This window comes from Sphingomonas trueperi (genome assembly GCF_011927635.1).
GTDB classification, from domain to species: domain Bacteria; phylum Pseudomonadota; class Alphaproteobacteria; order Sphingomonadales; family Sphingomonadaceae; genus Sphingomonas; species Sphingomonas trueperi.
In genome coordinates, this window is sequence record NZ_JAATJB010000001.1 from 154068 (window position 1) to 175393 (window position 21326).

The 21326-nt window shown below is 66.7% G+C and carries 14 protein-coding genes; 3 read left to right on the top strand and 11 right to left on the bottom strand.

From position 1 onward, the window contains the following. Positions 1–56: 56 nt before the first annotated feature. From lepB to era, 3 genes are all read left to right on the top strand, one after another. A complete protein-coding gene (lepB, locus tag GGR89_RS00785) occupies positions 57–920 on the top strand; it encodes a signal peptidase I (protein ID WP_206431239.1) in 864 nt (287 codons plus the stop codon). Positions 921–922: 2 nt separating this feature from the next. Next, positions 923–1588, top strand: a complete 666-nt coding sequence (gene rnc, locus GGR89_RS00790) for a ribonuclease III (RefSeq protein ID WP_126002439.1) — start codon at positions 923–925, stop codon at positions 1586–1588. Between the two features lie 178 nt (positions 1589–1766). Further along, positions 1767–2675 carry a GTPase Era gene (gene era / locus GGR89_RS00795; RefSeq protein WP_126002352.1) on the top strand — a complete coding sequence of 303 codons (909 nt, stop codon included), beginning with the start codon at positions 1767–1769 and terminating at the stop codon, positions 2673–2675. 100 nt (positions 2676–2775) lie between these two features. On the opposite strand, the gene GGR89_RS00800 is transcribed toward era, so the two are convergent. From GGR89_RS00800 to kdpB, 11 genes are all read right to left on the bottom strand, one after another. After that, the gene (locus tag GGR89_RS00800) at positions 2776–3066 is read right to left on the bottom strand and encodes a UvrB/UvrC motif-containing protein (protein WP_125975503.1); all 291 of its coding nucleotides are present in this window, start codon (positions 3064–3066) and stop codon (positions 2776–2778) included. Positions 3067–3278: 212 nt separating this feature from the next. Then, on the bottom strand, positions 3279–6293 hold the full coding sequence (locus GGR89_RS00805) for a TonB-dependent receptor plug domain-containing protein (RefSeq protein ID WP_241217942.1): 3015 nt from the start codon (positions 6291–6293) through the stop codon (positions 3279–3281). A 317-nt stretch (positions 6294–6610) separates the two neighbouring features. Next, positions 6611–8932 (bottom strand): GH92 family glycosyl hydrolase, encoded by a 2322-nt coding sequence (locus GGR89_RS00810; RefSeq protein WP_126002353.1) that lies wholly within the window; start codon positions 8930–8932, stop codon positions 6611–6613. A gap of 28 nt (positions 8933–8960) precedes the next feature. Continuing rightward, positions 8961–10397 carry a glycoside hydrolase family 125 protein gene (locus GGR89_RS00815; RefSeq protein WP_125975499.1) on the bottom strand — a complete coding sequence of 479 codons (1437 nt, stop codon included), beginning with the start codon at positions 10395–10397 and terminating at the stop codon, positions 8961–8963. 17 nt (positions 10398–10414) lie between these two features. After that, positions 10415–12751, bottom strand: a complete 2337-nt coding sequence (locus tag GGR89_RS00820) for a GH92 family glycosyl hydrolase (protein ID WP_125975496.1) — start codon at positions 12749–12751, stop codon at positions 10415–10417. A 26-nt stretch (positions 12752–12777) separates the two neighbouring features. Further along, positions 12778–13836 (bottom strand): glycoside hydrolase family 43 protein, encoded by a 1059-nt coding sequence (locus GGR89_RS00825; RefSeq protein WP_125975493.1) that lies wholly within the window; start codon positions 13834–13836, stop codon positions 12778–12780. 87 nt (positions 13837–13923) lie between these two features. Then, positions 13924–16923, bottom strand: a complete 3000-nt coding sequence (locus GGR89_RS00830) for a TonB-dependent receptor (protein WP_241213563.1) — start codon at positions 16921–16923, stop codon at positions 13924–13926. A gap of 260 nt (positions 16924–17183) precedes the next feature. Beyond that, positions 17184–17870: a response regulator gene (locus tag GGR89_RS00835; protein WP_125975491.1), complete on the bottom strand. Its 687-nt coding sequence runs from the start codon at positions 17868–17870 to the stop codon at positions 17184–17186. Between the two features lie 8 nt (positions 17871–17878). Beyond that, positions 17879–18451, bottom strand: a complete 573-nt coding sequence (gene kdpC, locus GGR89_RS00840) for a potassium-transporting ATPase subunit KdpC (RefSeq protein ID WP_125975489.1) — start codon at positions 18449–18451, stop codon at positions 17879–17881. Between the two features lie 13 nt (positions 18452–18464). Further along, complete coding sequence (locus GGR89_RS00845; protein WP_125975487.1) at positions 18465–19292, bottom strand: transporter; 828 nt, start codon at positions 19290–19292, stop codon at positions 18465–18467. A 14-nt stretch (positions 19293–19306) separates the two neighbouring features. Further along, the gene (gene kdpB / locus GGR89_RS00850) at positions 19307–21325 is read right to left on the bottom strand and encodes a potassium-transporting ATPase subunit KdpB (protein WP_125975485.1); all 2019 of its coding nucleotides are present in this window, start codon (positions 21323–21325) and stop codon (positions 19307–19309) included. Position 21326 lies beyond the last annotated feature (1 nt).

Genomic DNA, 21326 nt, shown 5'->3' on the forward strand with positions numbered 1-21326 from the left:
TTCCAGCCTCATTCCGCCGCTTGACCTCCCCGCCGCGCCCTAGCAGAGCAGTGCCCATGGAAACGCCCGCCTCCACCGAACCCGTCGCCTCGCGCCCCGAAAACGTGCAAGCGCCTGGCCCAAAGCCGGAAAAGCCGAAGTCGGAGTGGCGGGACCTCGCCACCTTCCTGCTCAAGCTGGCGCTGATCGTGTTCGTGGTGCGCAGCTTCATCTTCTCGCCGTTCAGCATTCCGAGCGAGTCGATGCTGCCGCGGTTGCTGATCGGCGACTATCTGTTCATCACCAAGTGGAACTATGGCTACTCCAAGCACTCGCTGCCGTGGAGCCTGCCGCTGATCCCGGGCCGCATCCTGCCGCGCGATCCTGCCCGCGGCGACGTGGTGGTGTTCAAGGCACCGAACCATAATGGCGAGGACTGGATCAAGCGCGTCATCGGCCTGCCCGGCGACACGATCGAGATGGTCAACGGCCAGGTGATCCTCAACGGCAAGCCGGTGCCCAAGCAGCGCATCGCCGATTTCGTGCTGCCGATCACGCCGAACTTCACCCATTGCCCGACGCAGTTCCAGACCGCGGACGCCAAGGGCGCACCGATCTGCCGCATCCCGCAGTTCCGCGAGACGCTGCCCAACGGCAAGCAGTATAACGTGCTCGATCAGGACAATCTGCCGCAGGACAACACGCAGGTGTTCACCGTCCCCGCCGGCCATGTGTTCCTGATGGGCGACAACCGCGACAACTCCACTGACAGCCGCTTCCAGCAGCCGCCCTATGGCTCGGGCATCGGTTTCGTGCCGATCGAGAATATCGAGGGCAAGGCGGTGGTGAACTTCTGGTCGACTGACGGCGGTGCCAACTGGTTCCTCCCCTGGACCTGGTTCACCGCGGCGCGGTGGAGCCGGATCGGAGAAGGCTTCTGAGCGTGCCCGATCTGGGCGGCTGGGTCGAAAAGACGTTCGGCCGCCCCGCCAAAGACCTGCCGGCCTTCCAGCGCGCGCTGACCCATGGCAGCCAGGCCGCCGGCAACTACCAGCGGCTCGAATTCCTCGGCGACCGGGTGCTGGGGCTGATCGTCGCCGAATGGCTGTTCGAGCGGTTCCCGGAGGAGCCAGAAGGCGCGCTCTCGCGTCGGCTCAACTCGCTGGTGACCGGCCCGGTCTGCGCCGATGTCGCGCGCGAGCTGGGCGTGGTGCCGCATCTCCGCCTCGGCAAGCAGGCGCGCGACGACGGCGCCGCCGACAGCGACAATGTGCTGGGCGACGTGATGGAGGCGCTGATCGGCGCCTGGTATCGCGAGGCCGGGCTCGACGCCGCGCGCGCCTTTGTCCGCAAGGCCTGGGGCAACCGGATCGACGAACACGCCAAGGCGCCCAAGCATCCCAAGTCGGCGCTCCAGGAATGGGCTGCCGCGCGCAACCGCCGTCCGCCCGAATATGAAATCCTCGACCGCTCCGGCCCCAACCACGCGCCGCGCTTCACGGTAAAGGTGTCGATCGGCAAGCTCGCCGAAGCGAGCGCCGAGGGCAGCAACAAGCAGGAAGCCGAAACCGCGGCGGCAGCGGCGCTGCTGGCCAAGCTGGGCGGCTGAACAAAGCGCCCCCTCAATCTTCGTCATCCCGGCGAAAGCCGGGATCCAGTAGCTTCTACGCCATGGCTCGAGCCGAGCCGGTGAGGGCAATGGATCCCGACTTTCGTCGGGATGACGGGTTTTCGGCCTCGAACAGCCCCCTCGCCCCCGCCCCCATTCCCCAGTACAACCGGAACCCATGACCGAACCCACCACCCCCCAATCCTGCGGCGTCGTCGCGATCCTCGGCGCGCCGAATGCCGGCAAGTCGACGCTGGTCAATGCCCTGGTCGGCCAGAAGGTCGCCATCGTCAGCCCCAAGGCGCAGACGACGCGCGCGCGCGTGATGGGCATCGCCATCGAAGGCGACACCCAGATCATCCTGGTCGACACCCCCGGCATCTTCGAACCCGAGCGGCGGCTGGACCGAGCGATGGTCGCAGCGGCGTGGGACGGCACCGATGGCGCCGATCTCGTCGCGCTGGTCGTCGACGGCAAGGGCGGTATCGGCCCCAAGGTCCATGCGGTGATCGACAGCCTGCGCGGCCGCAAGGGGCGCAAGATCCTGATCCTCAACAAGGTCGACATCGCCGACAAGCCGCGCCTGCTCGGCCATGCCGCCAAGCTCAACGAGGCGCTGGCGTTCGACGAGACCTATTTCGTCTCGGCCCAGACCGGCGACGGCGTCCCCGAACTCAAGGCCGCGCTCGCCGGCGCGATGCCGCAGGGCGAGTGGCATTTCCCCGAGGACCAGGTCTCGGACGCGACCGATCGCATGCTCGCCGCCGAAGTGACCCGCGAGCAGCTCTACCTGCAGCTCCATGCCGAGCTGCCCTATGCCAGCGCGATCGAGACCGAGAAGTATAGCGAGCGGGCGGACGGCTCGGTCGAGATCCACCAGCAGATCCTCGTGGCGCGCGACACTCAGCGGGCGATCGTGCTGGGCAAGGGCGGCCAGCGCCTCAAGGAAATCGGCAGCCGCGCCCGCGCCGAGCTCGCGAAGCTGCTCGGCGTGCCGGTGCACCTGTACCTGCACGTCAAGGTCAATCCCAAGTGGGAGGAAGATCGCGGCCTGTACCGCGAAATCGGGCTCGACTGGGTAGACTGAGGCCCGGCCCCGGGCGGACACCGTTCCACCGGCAGGCCCGCGAGCATGCAAGGGCAAACTCCAGCGCGTCCATTCCGCGCCGATAGCACCGTCGGCCGCGTCAGCGGGTGCGGCCGCGACCCCGCCGGGAACGCCGCGCAGTCATCGGATCGGGCCGAGGCGGCGGGCTCCATCCCGGCGGCGGTATCACCTTTTGTTGGCTTGTTCCCAAGCCCATGGCGCCGGGTGTCTGGCGCTGCAGGCCGGCAAAATCGGACGCCGCCGCCTCCGCGGCGGTGGCGCCGGCGCGCATCGCACTGATCATGTCCCGGCATCGTCGCGCGGTCTCGAAATCGAGAGCGGCGACGGCTTCATCCATCTGCTGCTGCAGGCGTTCGATCGTCATAGGCATTCGGCGGTAACGCACGAGGACGCATCCGGGCCACAGGGCCGCCGCCAATCGGGCGCAGTGCGCCGCGGCCTCGCCGGAGCTCGGCCAGCGACGCCGACGGGCTGCGCGGAATCTGGTGCGGTTCGGACTGCCGAGGTCGGCCGTCGCGGGGTGATGCCCCGTCGGGTATAATCCCCCGGAGACGAATCTCCGGGGGGAAGGCTGCAGTTTCGTTACAGGCGCAGCGAGACACCCGCGACCAGCTGGCGGCCCAGCAGGTCGTAGCCCATGATCGTGTTGCCGCGCAGCAGGCCGATACGGCTGCGGCTGTCCGGCACGATCGGCGGGTCGCGATCGAAGATATTGTTGGCGGCAAGACGGAACGTCATGCGCTTGTTGATGTCGAAGGTCAGCGCCAGGTCGAACCAGTCATAGGCCTTGATGCCCGGATAGGCATCGCGCTTGTCGGCTTCCGGCAGTGCCGGGATGCCGGTGCTGGCGGGGGCGTAGGCCGTCATCGGCATGCCGCTGCGGTGACGCCAGTTGAGCGACACGCTGACGATGCGGCTCGGCGCCATCCAGGTGGTGCGGAACTGGTGCGCCCAGGTCGGCATGCTCTCGCCGCAACCGCTGCCGAAATAGCCGGTGCAGTCGCGCGGCGTGATGGTCGGCGCGCCCTGGCTGCCAACCAGCGTCATCAGTGTGCCGTTGAAGCTCATGTCGAGCGAACCGACACCGCCCAGGCCGACATTATACTGGCCCTGGAAGTCCCAGCCATGCGATTTGGACTTGTAGCCGTTGGTCGACCCACGCGAAACCCAGCCGGTCGCCGGGCTGGTCGTCGGCGAGCTGGACAGCGTGCCGTCGGCGTTGCGCTTGATGCCGCGGCAATAATAGTCGTTACCGGTGGTGAGGCAGCCGTTGAGCCAGTCGAGCGGGTTGAAGAACTCAAGCTGGTCTTCCAGATCGATCAGCCAGCGATCGACCGACACGGTGAGGCCCGGCACGAAGCGCGGGCGGAGGACCACGCCGAACGTCTTGCCATAAGCCGTTTCTGGCCGCAACGCGAAGCCGCCTTCGCGAACGGTGCAGGCATCGTTCGGGCAGATCAGCGTGGCGCTGTTGTAGAGGTTGGTTGGCAGACCCGTATTCGCGCACTGCTGCGGCGTCCAGGACGGCGCGACGCGCGGGCCGTTCGGGTTCGACGCATTGATCTGCGGGGCGCAGGGATCCGCGTAGAAGCCCTGGTTCCAGAAGATGTTCGACGCATTGGCCGCCGCACCGACGCCAGGCGCCGCCTGCGACTTGTTGATCGAGGCGCGGAAGGTGATGTCCTCGACGGGCGCCCAGATGCCTTCGATCTTCCACGTACCGAACTTGTCGTCCAGGCGGTTGTACTTGGACAGACGATAGCCGCCGTTCAGCTGCAGCAGGTGCGTCCAGGACTGGCGCTCGACCAGCGGCGCCTGGATTTCGATGTTGCCTTCCAGGATGTTCTGGGTGGCGCGAACGTTGGCGCCGCTGCTGTTGTTCTGACGGAAGACCTCGTTGTAGTCGGTACGATCCATCTCGTCGCGATATTCGGCGCCGATCGCGATCGCGATGCCCTGCTCGGCGAAGGGCGAGGTGATGCCGTACTTGCCGAGATCGCCGCTCACCGTGCCAAGGAACTGCATCAGGCGCGGAATGCGCTTGGCGATGCCGCCGGTCGCACCGCCGAACAGATAGTTGTTCAGCGCCGAATCATTGTTGAACGGCGCGAAGGCGTTGAACGGCACGCAGGCGGGATCGGTGCCGTTGACCACCGAGCGGCAGGTCGGTCGGCCGTTCACGTTCACCACGTCGAGCGAACGGTTGATGCTGGCGTAGCGCGCGCGTGGCAGATCGATCGTGTCGAGCTGGGCACGCGACAGCATGCCGGCCACGTCATAGGACCAGGCATTGTCGAGCACCCGGCCGCGCAGGCCTGCGACGATGCGATAGCCGGCGTTGATGTACTCCTGGCGCACCAGCGGCTGGGAATCGAAGCGATAGCGCACGTCGATCGGCGCGTACTGGCCCGCCAGGCCCGCATTCGGTCCGCACAGGGTCTGGGCCTGCGAGGCCGAGAGGAACGGGTTATCGCAATTCACCTGGAACGGGGTGGTGCCATAGGCGCCGAAGTTGAACGTGCGGTTCAGCTGGGTGTTGTACGACTTGTCGCGATACCACAGCACGTTGCTGTACAGCTCGATGTGATCGTCGAGCTGCGCGGTCAGGAAGCCGCCGGCGTTGACGCGGTGGAACGGCCGCTGGAAGGCCCAGTCATCATACGGATTGGCCGAGCTGCCGGGACCGCCGCTGTTGATCGGAATGAAGGTGCCGTTGCCGTTCGGATTGTTGACCAGCACCTGGCCGGCGCTGGCGCCCGACTGCGGGATGATCGTGCCCGCCGGCGTGAACGTCGCGCGCGAGCAGGCGAGCGGCGAGGTGCGGCTGCTAGTCACCACTTCGCACGTGGCGTTCGCGCGGTCGCGCAGGCGGACCAGGCTCGACTGGCGATAGTCGGCGAAGGCCGAGATGTTGACGCGGCCGTCGAACAGGTTGGTGCCTGCCGCGATGCTGACGTCGGCACGGCCGCCGTCGTTCTTCATCCCCAGCGGGGCGTTGAAGCCGGCGCGCTCTGCCGCATCGGTCACCGCGCTGCTGCGGTTGTTATGGTTGAAGAAGCTGTAGTTGCCGTCGATGCGGATGCCGGTGAAGTTCTTCTTCATGACGAAGTTGACCACGCCCGCGACCGCGTCCGACCCGTAGACCGACGAGGCGCCGCCGGTGAGCACGTCGATGCGATCGACCAGCGCGTTCGGGATGATGCCGACGTCGACCGAGTTGGGCAGGCCGATGCGCAGGCCGTCGATCAGCATCAGCGTGCGCTCATAGCCCAGACTGCGCAGCTTGATGCGCTGGCGGCCTTCGGAGTCGCTGAAATTCTGCTCGGAATTGACCTGCACCTGCGGCAGGCGGTTGGTCACTTCCTCGATCGTGGTCGCGCCCTGCGCGGCGATCTCGGCAGCGGTGGTGGTGACGATCGGCGCGGCCGAACGGTTGTTCGGGCGCACGATGCGGGTGCCGGTGACGACGATCGGACCGCCGGCTGCGTCCTGGTCCGATTCGTCGGCCAACTTCGCCGAGGCGACCGGGTCGCCGATCGAGACCGGCGGATTGTCATTGGTCTGCGCGGCGGCAGGCGCCGCCATCAACGCGGCCACGCAACAGCTGCTGGCCCAAACTCCCCGTAGCATCATGAACAAGTCCCCTCTTGCTGACCAGGGCCTCGGGACATCCGGCCGATCGGGACCGCCACGCTCGGGGGAGCGCGGCTGCGCGATGCTCGCGTCTGGGGTCCCGACCCGCCTTACCGGGCCTGGTGTCAAGAAGGTGTCATGCTGGTTTCATCCCGGCAACATCCTGGTTACCGAAAAAGGAAATTTGATTGCGATATTTTGCGATGCGTTGCCGAAAGGTTACATTCTGGTTTTAGCGCAAACGTTTTGCGGGGAGCATGTGGGCTCCCCGCAAAGTCTGTTCAGCCCGCGAGGCGTCCATAGGAGGGCGGCCGATCCGCCTTGGCAGCGCCGAATCCGGACGGCTTGGCCCCCATGGTGAAGACCAGTTCGCCGCCGCGTGCCAGATCGGCATGACCGATCCAGTTGCGGGTCCAAGGCTTGCCGTTCCAGGTAACGGATTGGACATAGGGCCGGTCCGCTGCATTGCCGACCGCGCGGATGCGCAGGGTCCGCCCGCCGCCCAGCTGCATCTCGGCCCGATCGAACAGCGGCGAGCCGAACACATAGACGCCGCTCACCGGATCGACGGGGTAGAAGCCGAGCGCGCTGAGGATGAACCAGGCGCTGGTCTGGCCGCAATCGTCGTTGCCGATCACGCCGTCCGGATCGGCCTTGTACATCTCGTTGCACAGGCGGCGGACCATCGCCTGCGTCTTCCACGGCGCGCCGGCATAGGCATAGAGATAGGCGACGTGCTGGTTGGGCTCGTTGCCATGCGCGTACTGGCCGACCAGGCCGGAAATGTCCGGCGGCGCGTTCTTGGGCAGCGTCGAGGGCGCGGTGAACAGCGCATCGAGCTTGGCCTCGAACTTCGCGTCGCCGCCGAACAGCTCGATCAGGCCGTAGACGTCATGCTGGTTGAGGAAGGTCGCCTGCCAGCCATTGGCTTCGGTATAATCGCGCTGCTTGTCGGGGTTGTGGCCGAGCTGGATCGGGTCATAGTCCTTCCACCAGCTGCCGTCGGAAAAGCGCGGCCGCGCAAAGCCGATCTCGGTGCTGATCACGTTGCGATAGTTCTGCGCGCGCTTGCGCAGCGCCGCCGCATCGTCGTGCGCGCCGGCCGCTTCGGCGAGCACCGCCATCGCCCAATCGTCATAGGCATATTCCTGGGTGCGGCTGACCGATTCCCAGATCTTGTCGGCCGGCACATAGCCGAGGTCGTAGTAGAAGCCGCGGCCCAGCGTGCTGTCGATGTCCGGGAAGGTCCGGTCGAAGGCACGCGCGCGGATCTTGGGCCAGGCGGCGGCATAATCGGCCTGGATGCCCTTGTTGCGCGCCTCGGCGAGCACCGACACGGCGTGCCAGCCGATCATGCACGCGGTCTCGACGCCCTGGAGCGGCCAGACCGGCGGGCCATAGGGGCTCTGCTGGGTCTGGCGGACAAGGTCCTGGGTAAAGCGCGCCGCCATGTCCGGGCGGATCAGGGTGAGCAGCGGGTGCAGCGCGCGGTAGGTGTCCCATAGCGAATAGGTGCTGTAGGCGGGCGCGTCGGCCGGCGCCTGGTGGACCTGCCGGTCGAGGCCGACATAGCGGCCGTCGCGATCGGTGAAGAGTGTCGGCGACAGCGAGGCATGGTAGAGCGCGCTCGCCATGATCGTGCGGTGCGCGGGCGTGCCGCCCTCGACGCGGATGCAGTCGAGTTCGCGCGACCAGGTCCGCGCCGCCGCCGCGCGGGTAGCGTCGAACGCCCAGCCCGGCGCTTCGGCCACGAGCGCCGCCTTGGCGCCCGCGACGTCGACCGCCGAGATGCCGGTCTTGATCTCGATCGGCGCGGCGCCCGCATCGTCGAAGAAGAAGGCGACCTTCAGCCGCTTGCCGGTGACGCCCGTCGCGCCGGCCGGCGCGGGCACGTCGTCATCGCCGAAGAACTGCACGCGGCTCGGCTTGCGCGACAGCTGCATCGCGAAGTGGATGTGCCGCCCCTTGGCCCAGCGATTGACCTTGCGGCTGCCGGTCAGCAGCCCGTCCGGCGAAAGCGCCAGCGCTGCGTCCTCGACCAGCGTGCCCTTGTCCCAGCTGTCGATGATCGCATGGGCGAAATCGATCAGGATATGCCCCTCGCCCTTGGGGAAGGTGTAGCGATGCTGGCCGGTGCGCTCGGTGACGGTCAGCTCCGCGAGCACGCCCGATTCCAGTCGGACGCGGTAATAGCCGGGCTCGGCATGCTCGTCCGAATAACGCTGGCGATAGCTGCCCTCGGGCTTTTCCAGCGTGCCGGGGGTCAGCTTGAGCGGACCGCGGCGCGGCACCACCAGCACGTCGAGCATGTCGCCGATGCCGGTGCCGGACAGATGCGTATGGGAGAAGCCCAGGAGCGTGGCATCGTCCTTGTGATAGCCCGAACAGGCATCCCAGCGGCTGTTGTCGGTATCCGGCCCGAGCTGGACCATGCCGAAGGGCAGCGCCGGCCCGGGGAAGGTGTGGCCGTGCCCGCCGGTACCGATGAACAGATCGGGCCGTGCGGCCTCGAAGGCGGCGGACCAGGCGGTGCGCGGCAGCGCGGCGGCGATCGCGGCGGTGCCGCTGCCCAGCAGGAGTTGGCGGCGTGTGGCGATGGTCATCGGCATCGGCTCCATGGAAGCAAAGGGATCAGTAGGTGCGGGCGAGCAGCGCGGGGCGGCGCCGCTCGAGGTCGAGGATCAGGTCGCCGAACAGCCCGTTGGTCCAGGCGAACCAGGCACGGGTGAACTTGGCGGGATCGTCCTTGTTGAAGCTCTCGTGCATGAAGCCGGTGCCGCCATGCGTGGTCTTCAGCCAGGTCAGGCACTGGGCGATCACGGCATCGTCGTCGCTGTTGAGCGCATGGGTGATGATCGACATCGGCCAGATCATGTCGAGCCCAATATGTGGCCCGCCGATGCCCTTCGCCGCCTTGCCCTCGAAATAATACGGGTTGCGATCGCTCCAGGCGAGATCGGCGGTGCGACGAAACAGCGGATCGTCGCGGCGCGCGGCGTCGATCATCGCCAGGCCGGAGAGGCTGGGGACGTTGGCGTCGTCCATGAAGATCCAGTTGCCGAAGCCGTCGATCTCATAGGCCCAGACCTTGCCGCCCTTGCCGTCCGGCACCAGCGCATGTTCGTGCAGCGCCTTCTCCACCTCGTCGGCGAGCGCCTCGGCATCCTTCGCCGCCGCTTCGTCGCCGCGCGTCTCGCGGTGGAGTTGGGCCACCTTGCGCAACGCCGATACCGCGAAGAGGTTGGACGGGATCAGGAAGGGATAGACACAGGCATCGTCCGAGGGGCGGAACATCGAGTGGATCAGCCCGATCTTGCGCGTCGGCGCGCCATAGCCGCCCATCGGCACGCTATCGGTCGGCGCGACCGCCTGACGCTGGAAGTGATAGGGACCCGGCCCTTCCTTGCGCTGCTGCACGCGGAAGGTGGCGACCGCCAGCTTGGCGCCCTGCGACCAGAGATCGTCGAACGGTGTCTTGTCGCGCGTGTGCGTCCAATAAGCGTGCGCGATCCGCATCGTGTAGCAGAGCGAATCGATTTCCCATTTCCGCTCGGCGACGCCCGGCTTCATGTCGGTCACGTCGACCTGCGACCATTCGAGGCTCGACTTGGCCTTGGGGTCCTTCTCGAACGCATTGGCATAGGGGTCGACCAGGATGCAGCGCGCCTGGCGCTGAATCAGCCCGACGAACAGCTGGCGCAGCGCCGGATCCTGGCCGGCGAGATGGACATAGGTCTGCGCCTGGGCCGAGCTGTCGCGCAGCCACATCGCGTTGATGTCGCCGGTGATGATGAAGGTGTCGGGCCGGCCGTCGAGCGTGCCGATCTCCACCGTGGTGTCGAGCGTGTTCGGGTAGCAATTCTCGAACAGCCAGGCGAGTTCGGGATCGGCGATGCGCGCCTTCACCCGCGCGATCTCCGCCTCCACCGCCTTGCTGACGAAGCGGCGCTTGGCGACCGGCGGGCGCTTGCTCGTGAAGGCAGTGGCCGCGCGCGCCGCACCCGGCAGCGCGGCGGCGGCACCCAGCGCCGCGGCACCAGCCATCAGCGAACGTCGATCGAACCGCATGCGATACTCCCCCGCGCTCACTTGGGCGCGCTCATCGAGAAGGGCGCATCGGCCTTGCGCGCGCCCCAGTTCTTGTTCGGCGTCGGCCCCATCACGAAGCGCAACGTGCCGCCGGCCTGCAGCGCCTCGCGCGACAGCCAGGGCTTGGCATAAGCGCGGCCGTTCAGCGTGGCGGACTGGATGTAGACATTCTCGGCGCTGTTGTTGGCCGCCTCGATCGTCAGCACCTTGCCGCCGGGCATGGTGAGCCGGACGTTGCGGAACAGCGGGCTGCCAACCGCATATTGGCCGACCGTCGGCGTCACCGGATAGAAGCCGAGCGCCGAGAAGACGTACCAGGCCGAGGTCTGGCCATTGTCCTCGTCGCCAGGATAGCCGTCCGGCGTGGCGGCATAGAGCTTGCGCATCACGTCGCGGACATGCGCCTGCGTCTTCCACGGCGCCCCGGCCCAGTCGTACAGATAGATCATGTGCTGGATCGGCTGGTTGCCATGGGCGTATTGCCCCATGTCGACGATCTGCATCTCGCGGATCTCGTGGATCACCTGCCCATAATAGCTGTCGTCGAAGATTGGCGCGGTGGCGAACACCGAGTCCAGCCGGTCGACGAACTTGGCGTCGCCGCCCATCAGGTCGATCAGGCCCTGCACGTCCTGCATCACCGACCAGCTGTAATGCAGCGCATTGCCCTCGGTGAAGGCATCGCCCCATTTGTACGGATTGAACGGCGTCTCCCACGACCCGTCCTTGTTGCGGCCGCGCATCCAGCCGCTCTCGGGATCGTAGAGCTTGCGGAAATTCTGCGCCCGCCCGGCATAGAGGCGGGCATCGTCCTTCTTGCCCAGCGCCGCGGCGAGGCGCGAGAGCGAGAAATCGGCGGTGGCATATTCGAGCGTGCGCGCGGCATTCTCGTTGATGCCGACGTCATAGGGCACATAGCCGAGCTGGTTATAATACTCCGCGCCCTCGCGGCCGACCGCGCCGACGACATTGCCGTTCTTGTCCTTCGGCCGGCCCTGGCTGGTCGTCGCGTTCTTGACCATCGCCTCGTAGAGCGGCTCGATATCGAACCCGCGCACGCCGTTGAGGTACGCATCGGCGATCAGGATCGCCGAGTTGGAGCCGATCATCACGTCGCGATAGCCGGGGCTCGCCCATTCGGGCAGCCAGCCGCCTTCCTTGTAGGTGTTGACCAGCCCCTGCATGATCTCGGCATCGCGCTCGCGGTACATCAGCGCGAACCAGGGGAAGACCGCGCGCCACGTGTCCCAGAAGCCGTTGTCGGTGTACATCGGTCCGGGATGCACCTGCCCGTCATAGGGGCTGTAGTGCACTTGGCGGCCCTGCCCATCGATCTCGTAGAACATGCGCGGGAACTGCAGCATGCGGTACAGCGCCGAATAGAAGGTGCGGCGATTGTCGAGATTGGGATCGGTCACGCGGACGCGGCCGAGCTCCTTCTCCCACGCCGCCTTGGCCTTGGCCTTGGTCTGCTCGAAGTCGTCGCCGCCGATCTCGCTGGCGAGGTTGCGCTCGGCCTGTTCGGGGCTGATGAAGGACGAGGCGACCTTCACATGGACTTGCTCGCCCGCGCGGGTGGCGAAGCTCACCACTGCGCCGACGTGATCGCCCTCGCGCTGCGCGGCCGCGGTCAGCTGCCAATTGTCGTCCCAGCTGCGCGTGACCGCGAAGTCATGGTCGAACTCGGCGACGAAATAGTTGCGGAAATTGCCCGGCACGCCGCCATGGTTGTTGCGCACCCAGCCGCTGATCCGCCGCCGTGCGCGGTCGATGGTGACGCTCGATCCGCCGGCGAAGGCATCGAGCACGATATGCGCGTCGTCGGCCTTGGGGAAGGTGAAGCGGAACTGCGCGGCGCGCGCGGTGGGCGCCACTTCGGCGGTCACGTCATAGTCGGCGAGGTAGACGCGGTAGCTGTACGGGTGGCTCTCCTCGGCCTTGTGGCTGTACCAGGAGGCGCGCTCGGCCTCGCGGATCCGCACCGGGCCGGTCTCCGCCATCAGCGCAAAGGCGGCATAGTCGTTCATCCACGGGCTGGGCTGGTGGGTCTGCTTGATGCCGTTGATCTTGTTGTCATGGTACATATAGCCCCAGCCGCTGCCGGGCTTGCCGGTGACCGGGGTCCAGAAGTTCATGCCCCAGGGCACCGCCACCGCCGGATAGGTGTTGCCGTAGGACAGCTCATAGGTGGAATCGGTGCCCATCAGCGGGTTCACCAGATCGACCAGCGCCTCGCTGCGATCGGATTGCTGCGCGATGGCAGGCAGCGTGGCGACGCTGGCGAGGAGCGCGAAGGCAGCGGCGCGGAGCGGCTTGGCGGAGAAAAGGGGCACGAGGGTTCCTTTGGCTGGGCGCGTCGTTAATTGCGGCGGGTGCGGCGGAGCGGCTCGGGCGCCACGCCCTGGTTGGTGAGCGTGACCGGCTGGATCGAGCCGTCTGGGTTGAAGGTCATGCGGTCGATGGCGAGTTCGCGGTGCTCGCCCTGCTGGTCGGCGAGCGGGCGGCGGTGATAGGCGATGTACCAGCGATCGGTGCCGGGCACGTTGACCACCGAATGGTGCCCCGCCCCGCGCGCGATCTTCGGATCCTCCTGGAGGATGGTCCCGCGCGGCGTGAACGGACCCGTGGGACTCGGCCCGGTCGCATAGGCGACGCGGTAGTCCGATCCCGTCCATTCGCCTTCGGACCACATCAGGTAATAGATCCCCTTGCGCTTGATGACGAAGGAGCCCTCGACATAGCCCGGCGGCGTGATCTCCTTCCAGGTCGAACCGTCGGGATAGGGCAGCACGCGGCGCAGGTCCTTGCTCAGCCGCACCACGTTGCAGTGCCGCCAGCCGCCATAATAGAGATAGACCTGCCCATCGGTGTCGCGGAACACGAAGGGGTCGATCGGCTGCGCGCCGTTGTGGAAGCCGCCGATCAGCGGCTTGCCGAGCGCATCGCGGAAGGGGCCGCCGGGCTTGTCGCTGACCGCGAGGCCGATGCCGCCCTGCTCCTTGTCACTCTGGATGTCGTTGGCGGAGAAGAACATGTAGTAGCGCCCCTGCGCCTCGATCACCGAGGGCGCCCAGATCGCATAGGCCGCCCAGGAAATCCGCGTCACGTCGAGGACATGGGAGTGCTTCGTCCAGTGGACGAGATCGGGCGAGGAGAAGGCGTTAAAGAAGGTCTGGTAGGCGTAGGAGGGCCGCACCGTCTTGCGCTTGCGCGCTTCTTCCTGCGCGGGCGTGAAGCGGCGGGTGCGATCGGGCGCGCCGTCATCGGCGGAATAGGTGGGGTAGATCCAGTACTGCCCGGCGAACACCCGGATCTCGGGATCGGCATACCAGCCGCGCACGATCGGGTTGGACGCGGAGGCGGCGAGCGGCGCCATCAGGGCGAGAAGGGCGAGCGCCCGGCGGAGCTTCGTTCGCATGAGCCTCTCCTTGGCCGATCCGCAGCATGAAAAGCGGAAAAAAGGTGGCGGGGCGGCACGTGGCCGCCCCGCCAGAGGGGGGGTTGATCAGAATTTGTAGGCGAGGCCCAGATAGGCGCGGCGGCCGGTATATTGATTGCTGATGAAGCGGGCGTCGGTGTCATTGCCGAGATGCGCCCGCTCCTCCGACTTGGTGAGATTGATCACCGAGGCGGTCAGCTGCAAATTCTCGAAGAAATTGTACGAGGCGTTGAGGTCGATCTGCTCATACGGGTCCGAATAGACGTTCAGGCCCGACTGGATGCCACCGACCCGCTCGCCGCGACGGTTGTACGAGGCGCGCAGCAGCAGCTTGCTGTTCTCGTAGAAAATCGAGCCGTTGATCTGCGTCTTCGCGCTGCCCACCAGCGGGGAATCGCCCACCTTCTTGCCGTCCAGCGTGATCTCGGCGACGGAGGTGTCGTTATAGGTGAAGTTCACCTGCGCGCCGAGGCCGAAGGGCAAGGTGTGCTGGGCATAGAGCTCGATGCCCTGCGAGACGGCGTTGGAGCCGTTCGCCTGGGTCGAATATTGCTGCACGGTCACGGTGTTGCCGGCGACCTCGCTCTGGATGTCGAGCACCAGCGGCACGATGAAGTCCGACACGTCCTTGCGGAACAGCGTGCCACCCAGCACCGAGCCACGGTGGAAATACCATTCCACGCCGACGTCATACTGCCACGCCTTGAACGGCTTCAGGTTGAAGTTGCCGCCGCTGCCGAACCAGCCGGGCAGCGCACCGAACTGCGCGCGGTCATAGACGAACGCGTCCGAGTTGAAGGTCAGCGAGCGCGCGCCGGCGAGGTCGCCATAGCCCGGCCGCGCGATCACCTTCGATGCCGCGCCGCGGAGCAGCAGGTTGGGCGTCACCTCCCACGAGATGTTGAAGCTCGGCAGGAAGTCCGTGTAGCTCTTGGACTCGTCGTTCGGGCTGAACACCTTCACTTCGCGCTGCGCCTGCGGCAGCACCAGGCAGTTGCCGTCCGGGCCGACCGGCGGCGGGGTGAACGGGTTGCCGTTGGTGTTCTGGCAGTAATCATTCTCGTAATAGATCACGTCGGTCGAGACGCCCGACTGCTTGGTACTGACCACGCGCAGGCCGATATTGCCGCGCACATTGTTCATCTTGAAGTTCGCCTGGGCATAGCCCGCCCAGATCCGCTCCTTGATGTCGTAGCGGTTCTCGGGCTCGGGCACGCGCACCGGGCCGTTATAGGTCTTGTTCAGATAGGCGAGATAATTGTCCATGTTGAACGCCGGGAAGACGCTCGTCGAGAAGCCGCCGGCGATGTTGCCGATCGGCTGGCTCAGGAAGAAGGCCGGCTGGGTGACCGCGGCGCCCGCGGTATCCTGGTAGCGCAGCGTGTTCGCCGCATCCGAATACCATTCGAAGCGCCCGGTCTGCCGCTCCACCTTGCCCTCGCGCCACTTGGCCCCGACCTGGATCGAGTCGATAAAGCTGTCGAAGCGGCGGGTCAGGTCGATCTGGGCATATTTCTGCTCGATCGCGCTGTTGGTATAGCCCGATCCGGTCGAGCCGAGATCGACCTGCGAGATGCCCTTCATCAGGTTCTGCTGGAGCTCGGGCGAGAACTGCATCGCCACCGACTGGTCGGTGAAGCTCCACTGGCTCAGCATGTTGCCGTTGACGCGATTGGCAAGGCCGTCACCAACCACCAGCCGCGGCTTGGCCTGGGCGTAGAACTGGAAGGAGGGGCCGCCGGTGGCGCGGGTCTTGCCGCCGGCGAACGACACGGTCAGGCGATCATGCGTATAGTCGCCGTGCAGATCGTAGGTGTTCGAGACGGTCTTCTGGCGCGCATAATAGCTCTGCATCGCCGGTGTTTCCATCGTGCAGGGCGAGGTGCCGGTGCGGCAAGCAGTGCCATCGGGCGGCACCTGGAAGGTCGCCGAGGTGAGGATCGTGCCGCTCTTGTCGAACTGGCCGCCGGTGAAGAAATTCCCATAGCCCCATTCGGGAATCTTGATGAGGTTGGAGACGTTGTCGCCGTTGAGCTGGAAGCGGAAATAATTGGCGGTGAGGTTGAAGCCCTCGAACGGCTGCCACTGCGCGGTCGCCTGGATGCCGAGCCGCTTGCGCTTCTCGATCAGCACGGTCTCGTCGACCGACTGCGGCGCCCAATAACCGTTATAATGCGTGCCGCCCTGGGTGGTCACGCCGTCGTTCCAATAGGAGATGGCGTCGTCATTGGCGAAGGTCTTGCCGTTGACGTCGGTCGCCTGCTTCGGGTTGTTCGCGTCGGTCCACCAGTGCCAGCTCTCGGTGGCGGCGCTGAGCGTACGGTTGGTGCGGACCTGGTAGGTGGCGCCCAGCAACAGGCCGAAGGTCTTGGCCTCGTTGTGCCAGGAAAGCAGGCCCGAGACGCTCGGCTCGACCTTCTTGGTGACGTCCGAATAGGTGCCCTCGACCTGGACGTTGCCCGACCAGGGTTTGAGGTCGAACGGGCGCCGCGTGTGGTTGATGATCACGCCGCCGACGCCGCCTTCGTCCAGCCGCGCCTCGGAGGACTTGAACACCTCGACGCTGCCGATCAGGTTGGCGGGGAGCAGCAGATAGTTGAAGCTGCGCGAAGGATCGCCGGAATCCGCCGAGGCGATGAAGTTGCCGTTGAGTTCGGTCAGCGTCAGGTCCGAGCTGAGACCGCGGATGCTCACCCGACTGCCTTCGCCGCCGTCGCGCTCGATCACCACGCCCGGCACGCGCTGCAGCGCGTCGGCGACGTTCTTGTCGGGGAACTTGCCGACGTCCTCTGCGGTGATCACGTCGACGAACGCATTGGCGTCGCGCTTCTGCGCCAGGCTGGTCTCGATCGAGGCACGATAGCCGGTGACGACGATGTCGCCTTCGCCGTCGCCGGGCGCGGCGTTCTGCGGCGCGGACGTGTTGCCGGCCTGCGGCTGCGTCGTCGCGGCCTGCGCGAAGGCCAGCCCCGGCAGCGCAGCACACAGGCTGGTGCCGAGCATCAGCTGGGCCAGCAGCCGCTGACGCGCGGAGGCCGACGAACGAAACAGATTGCCGTAGGACACGATCCTTCTCCCTCTTCCACCCGAGGGCCCCCAGGCCCCTCATCGGTTCTTTGTGACCGCGCTGTCAGATTTGAGTTCGCGGTTCTTGCGGAGAGTTTCGCAATAGAAAAACAAATTGTCAATTAAATGAGCGCGCGCTGTTGTGGCTTTTCAGCAACGGGCAGCAACAAACTGTGTTTGCTGCGCAAACGTTTTCATCGAGCATATGAAGTGGGAAGCAGAGGGAGGTAGAAAGCGTGTGCAGGACCCGCCGATCCTCCCTACGCCACCACCAGCCGGTAGCCCACGCCGGGCTCGTTGAGGATCAGCTGCGGCCGGCTGGGGTCGGCTTCCAGCTTCTGGCGCAGGTTGCGCACGACGATGCGCAGATAGTCAAGCTGCTGGACATGCGCCGGGCCCCACACGTCGCGGAGCAGTTGGCCATGCGCGATCACCCGGTCGGGATGCGCGGCGAGCAGCGCCAGCACGCCATATTCCTTAGGGGCGAGATGCACCGGCGCGCCATTCCTGCGCACGCGGCGATGGAGCAGGTCGATCTCGACGCTGCCCACCACCAGCTGCTCGCGCTCGGCCGATCCGGCGATGCGGTGGCGGAGCGCGGTGCGCAGGCGGGCGAGCAGTTCCTCGGTATCGAACGGCTTGGTGCAGTAATCGTCGGCGCCGAGATCGAGCGCGGCGACCTTCTCGCTGGTATCGGTACGCGCCGAAACGACGATCACCGCCGCCCCGCCCGCCTTGACCTGCTGGATCAGCTCGATGCCGTCGCGATCGGGCAGGCCGAGGTCGAGCAGCACCGCGTCGGGCTTGTCGATGCCGAAGGCGGCGATCGCCTCGCGCGCGGTCGCCGCCTCGATCACCTGGTGCTCTGCGCGGGTGAGCGCCCCGCGCAGCAGCCGCCGGATATGGCTGTCGTCCTCGACGATCAGGACCTTGGTTGCGCTCGCCATGGCTTGGCTTAGCGACCGCCGCCCTGCCGGTCGAGCGCGAGGTTGAGCGCGAGCACGTTGACCCGGGGCTCGCCGATGATGCCGAACAGGCGGCCCTGCATGTTGGCGTCGACCAGCTGCGCGACGCGATCGGGCGCGATGCCGCGTGCCTTGGCGACGCGCACCACCTGGAAGCGCGCCGCTTCCGGGCTGATCTCGGGGTCGAGGCCCGAACCCGAGGCCTGGAGCAGGTCGGCCGGGGCGTCGGCACCCAGGCGCTTCTGGTCGGCAGCCACCCGGTCGACAAGCTTCTTGGAGGCCGGGCCCAGGTTCGAGCCGCCCGAGGCGAGCGAGTCATAGCCATTGCCTGCCTCCGACGGGCGACCCTGGAAATAGCTGTCGCCCACAAAGCTCTGGCCCAGCAGCATCGAGCCGCGGAGCTTGCCGGCGTCGTCGCGCACCAGCGAGCCATTGGCCTGTGCCGGGAACAGCAGCTGCCCGGCGCCGGTCACTACCAGCGGATAGACGATCCCCAGCAACGCCGCGAAGATCAGGGTGAACAGGAGGGCGGGGCGAAGGCCGGAAACGAGATCGGAACGCATGGCGATATCCTCCTCAGAAGCGGGTGGAGACGCCCAGATAGAGCTGGGCATCGGGGGTGGCCTGGTTCAGGCCGAAATTGGCGCCGAGATCGAGCTGCAGCGTCGGCCGCAGCAAATAGGTCGCGGCGATGTCGACCGAGGTCTGGGTGACATGGCCCGCGGGGTCGAAATTGCGGGCAACCCAGAACTCGCCGATCAGTGTGAACTTCGACGTGACCGCCTTGCCGAGATTGGCGGTGCCGACCAGCTGGGCATGGTGGCCGTGCCCGTCGCTGTCGGCGAGCACGTCGCCTTCGGGCCCAAAGGTGAGCGTGAAGCCCTTGGGCAGCGCGATGTTGACCGGCACGATCACCCCGCCCTCGGTCTGGCCATTGCCGATACCCGTCTTCGCCGTGGGGATCTTCACGAAAGGCAGCAGCGCGATCTGCACCTGCCCCGCCGGATCGGTGATCCGCTGCTTCAGCCGCAGCGTGAGGTCGCCGACGCCACGCAGCGTCTGGGTGCCCTCCGCGGTGCGGGTGCGCACCGTTGCATAGGGCGCGATGCTCGCCTCGATGTCGGACGAGCCGGTCAGGCCATATTTGAACGTCGGGTTGGTGTAGAGGATCGTGTCGACGCGGGTGTCGCCCGCATCGGTGCGGGCCCAGTTGCCGAGATCGGTCTCGAGCTGGACCATGCCCTGCGGCACGGTGCAGGCGAAGTTCGACTTGGTCGGGCGGTCGGTGCACAGCGCCGGCGCTGCCGGCGCCGTCATCGCCGGGGCGGCAGGCACGCTGTCCTGCGCAAAGGCCGGAACGGCAACGACGGTGAGCGACGCGAACGAAAGAAGCGTACGAAACATGTTGATGCAGATCCTCAGGCGAGGTGGAGGCCGGCAACGGCCAGATCAATTACTTTTATGCCGATGAAGGGGGCGACGAGGCCGCCCAGGCCGTAAATGGCAAGGTTGCGGGCGAGCAGTTGTCCAGCACCCATCGGCTTGTAGGTGACGCCCTTGAGCGCCAGCGGCACCAGGAACGGGATGATGATCGCGTTGAAGATCACCGCCGACAGGATCGCGCTGGTCGGGCTCGACAGGCCCATCACGTTGAGCACGCCGAGGCCGGGATAGAGCGCGACGAACATCGCCGGGATGATCGCGAAATATTTGGCGACGTCGTTGGCGATCGAGAAGGTGGTGAGCGCGCCGCGGGTCATCAGCAGCTGCTTGCCGAGGCCTACGACCTCGATCAGCTTGGTCGGATCGCTGTCGAGATCGACCATGTTGCCCGCCTCGCGCGCCGCCTGGGTGCCGGTGTTCATCGCCACGCCGACATCCGCCTGGGCCAGCGCGGGGGCGTCGTTGGTGCCGTCGCCGCACATCGCGACCAGCTTGCCGCCCTGCTGTTCCTGGCGGATCAGCGCGAGCTTGTCCTCGGGGGTGGCCTCCGCGAGGAAGTCGTCCACGCCCGCTTCGGCGGCGATGGCGGCGGCGGTGAGCGGGTTGTCGCCGGTGATCATCACCGTGCGGATGCCCATCCGGCGCAGCTCGGCGAAGCGCTCGCGCACGCCGGCCTTGACGACGTCCTTCAGCGCCACCGCGCCGAGCAGGCGGCCGCCCCGGACCACTGCCAGCGGGGTCATGCCGCCGCGGGCAATGCCGTCGGTGATGCGCTTGAGCTCGGCGGCACCGGCGGCGTCCGGATCCATCTTCAGGATCGAATCCACTGCGCCCTTCAGGATCACCGTATCGCCCTGGCGCACGCCCGAGCTGCGGGTCTGCGCGGTGAAGGGGATCACTTCGGCGTCGGCATCGAGCTCGGCATCAAACGCGAATTTCTCGCGGCCGAGCGTCACGATCGAGCGGCCCTCGGGGGTCTCGTCCGCAAGGCTGGCGATCAGCGCGGCTTCGGCCAGCGTCCGCTCTTCCACGCCGGTCAGCGGGTGGAAGGCGCTCGCCTGGCGGTCGCCGATGGTGATGGTGCCGGTCTTGTCGAGCAGCAGCACGTCGACGTCGCCTGCGGCTTCCACCGCGCGGCCGGACTTGGCGAGCACGTTGAAGCGCACCAGCCGGTCCATGCCCGCAATGCCGATCGCGGAGAGCAGCGCGGCGATCGTGGTCGGAATCAGCGTGATCAGCAGTGCCGCCAGCACCGCCATCGGGATCGCACCGCCGGCATAGGTGGCGAAGGCCGGGATCGTGCCCACCGCGATCAGGAAGATGATCGTCAGGCCGACGAGCAGGATGGTCAGCGCGATCTCGTTCGGGGTCTTCTGCCGCTCGGCGCCCTCGACCAGCGCGATCATCCGGTCGAGGAAGCCCTTGCCGGGATCCTGGGTCACGCGGATGATGATCTTGTCGGAAATGACGCGCGTACCGGCGGTAACGGCCGAGCGGTCGCCGCCCGCCTCTCGGATCACCGGCGCGCTTTCGCCGGTGATCGCGGCCTCGTTGACCGAGGCGACGCCCTCGACGACTTCGCCGTCGGCCGGGATCAGGTCACCGGTCTCGACCAGCACGAGGTCGTCCCGCTCGAGCAGATGCGCCTCGACCTTGCGCCAGGTCTCGCCGACGCCGGTGAGCTTCTTGGCTTCCAGCTCGGACTTGGTGGCGCGCAGCGACGCCGCCTGGGCGCGGCCGCGGCCCTCGGCCAGCGCCTCGGCGAAGGTGCCGAACAGCACGGTCAGCCACAGCCAGACGATCAGCTGGACCTGGAACCCCACCGGCAGCGGCTCGCCGCCGATCGCCAGCAGGACGGTGAGCAGCAGCGCCGCGACGGCCGTGGTGAACAGGATCGGGTTGCGGATCAGCTCGCGCGGATTCAGCTTGCGGAACGCGTCCCCGATGGCCGGGCCGATCAGCTCGGCCGCGAAGATGGACTTGGGTGCAGACATG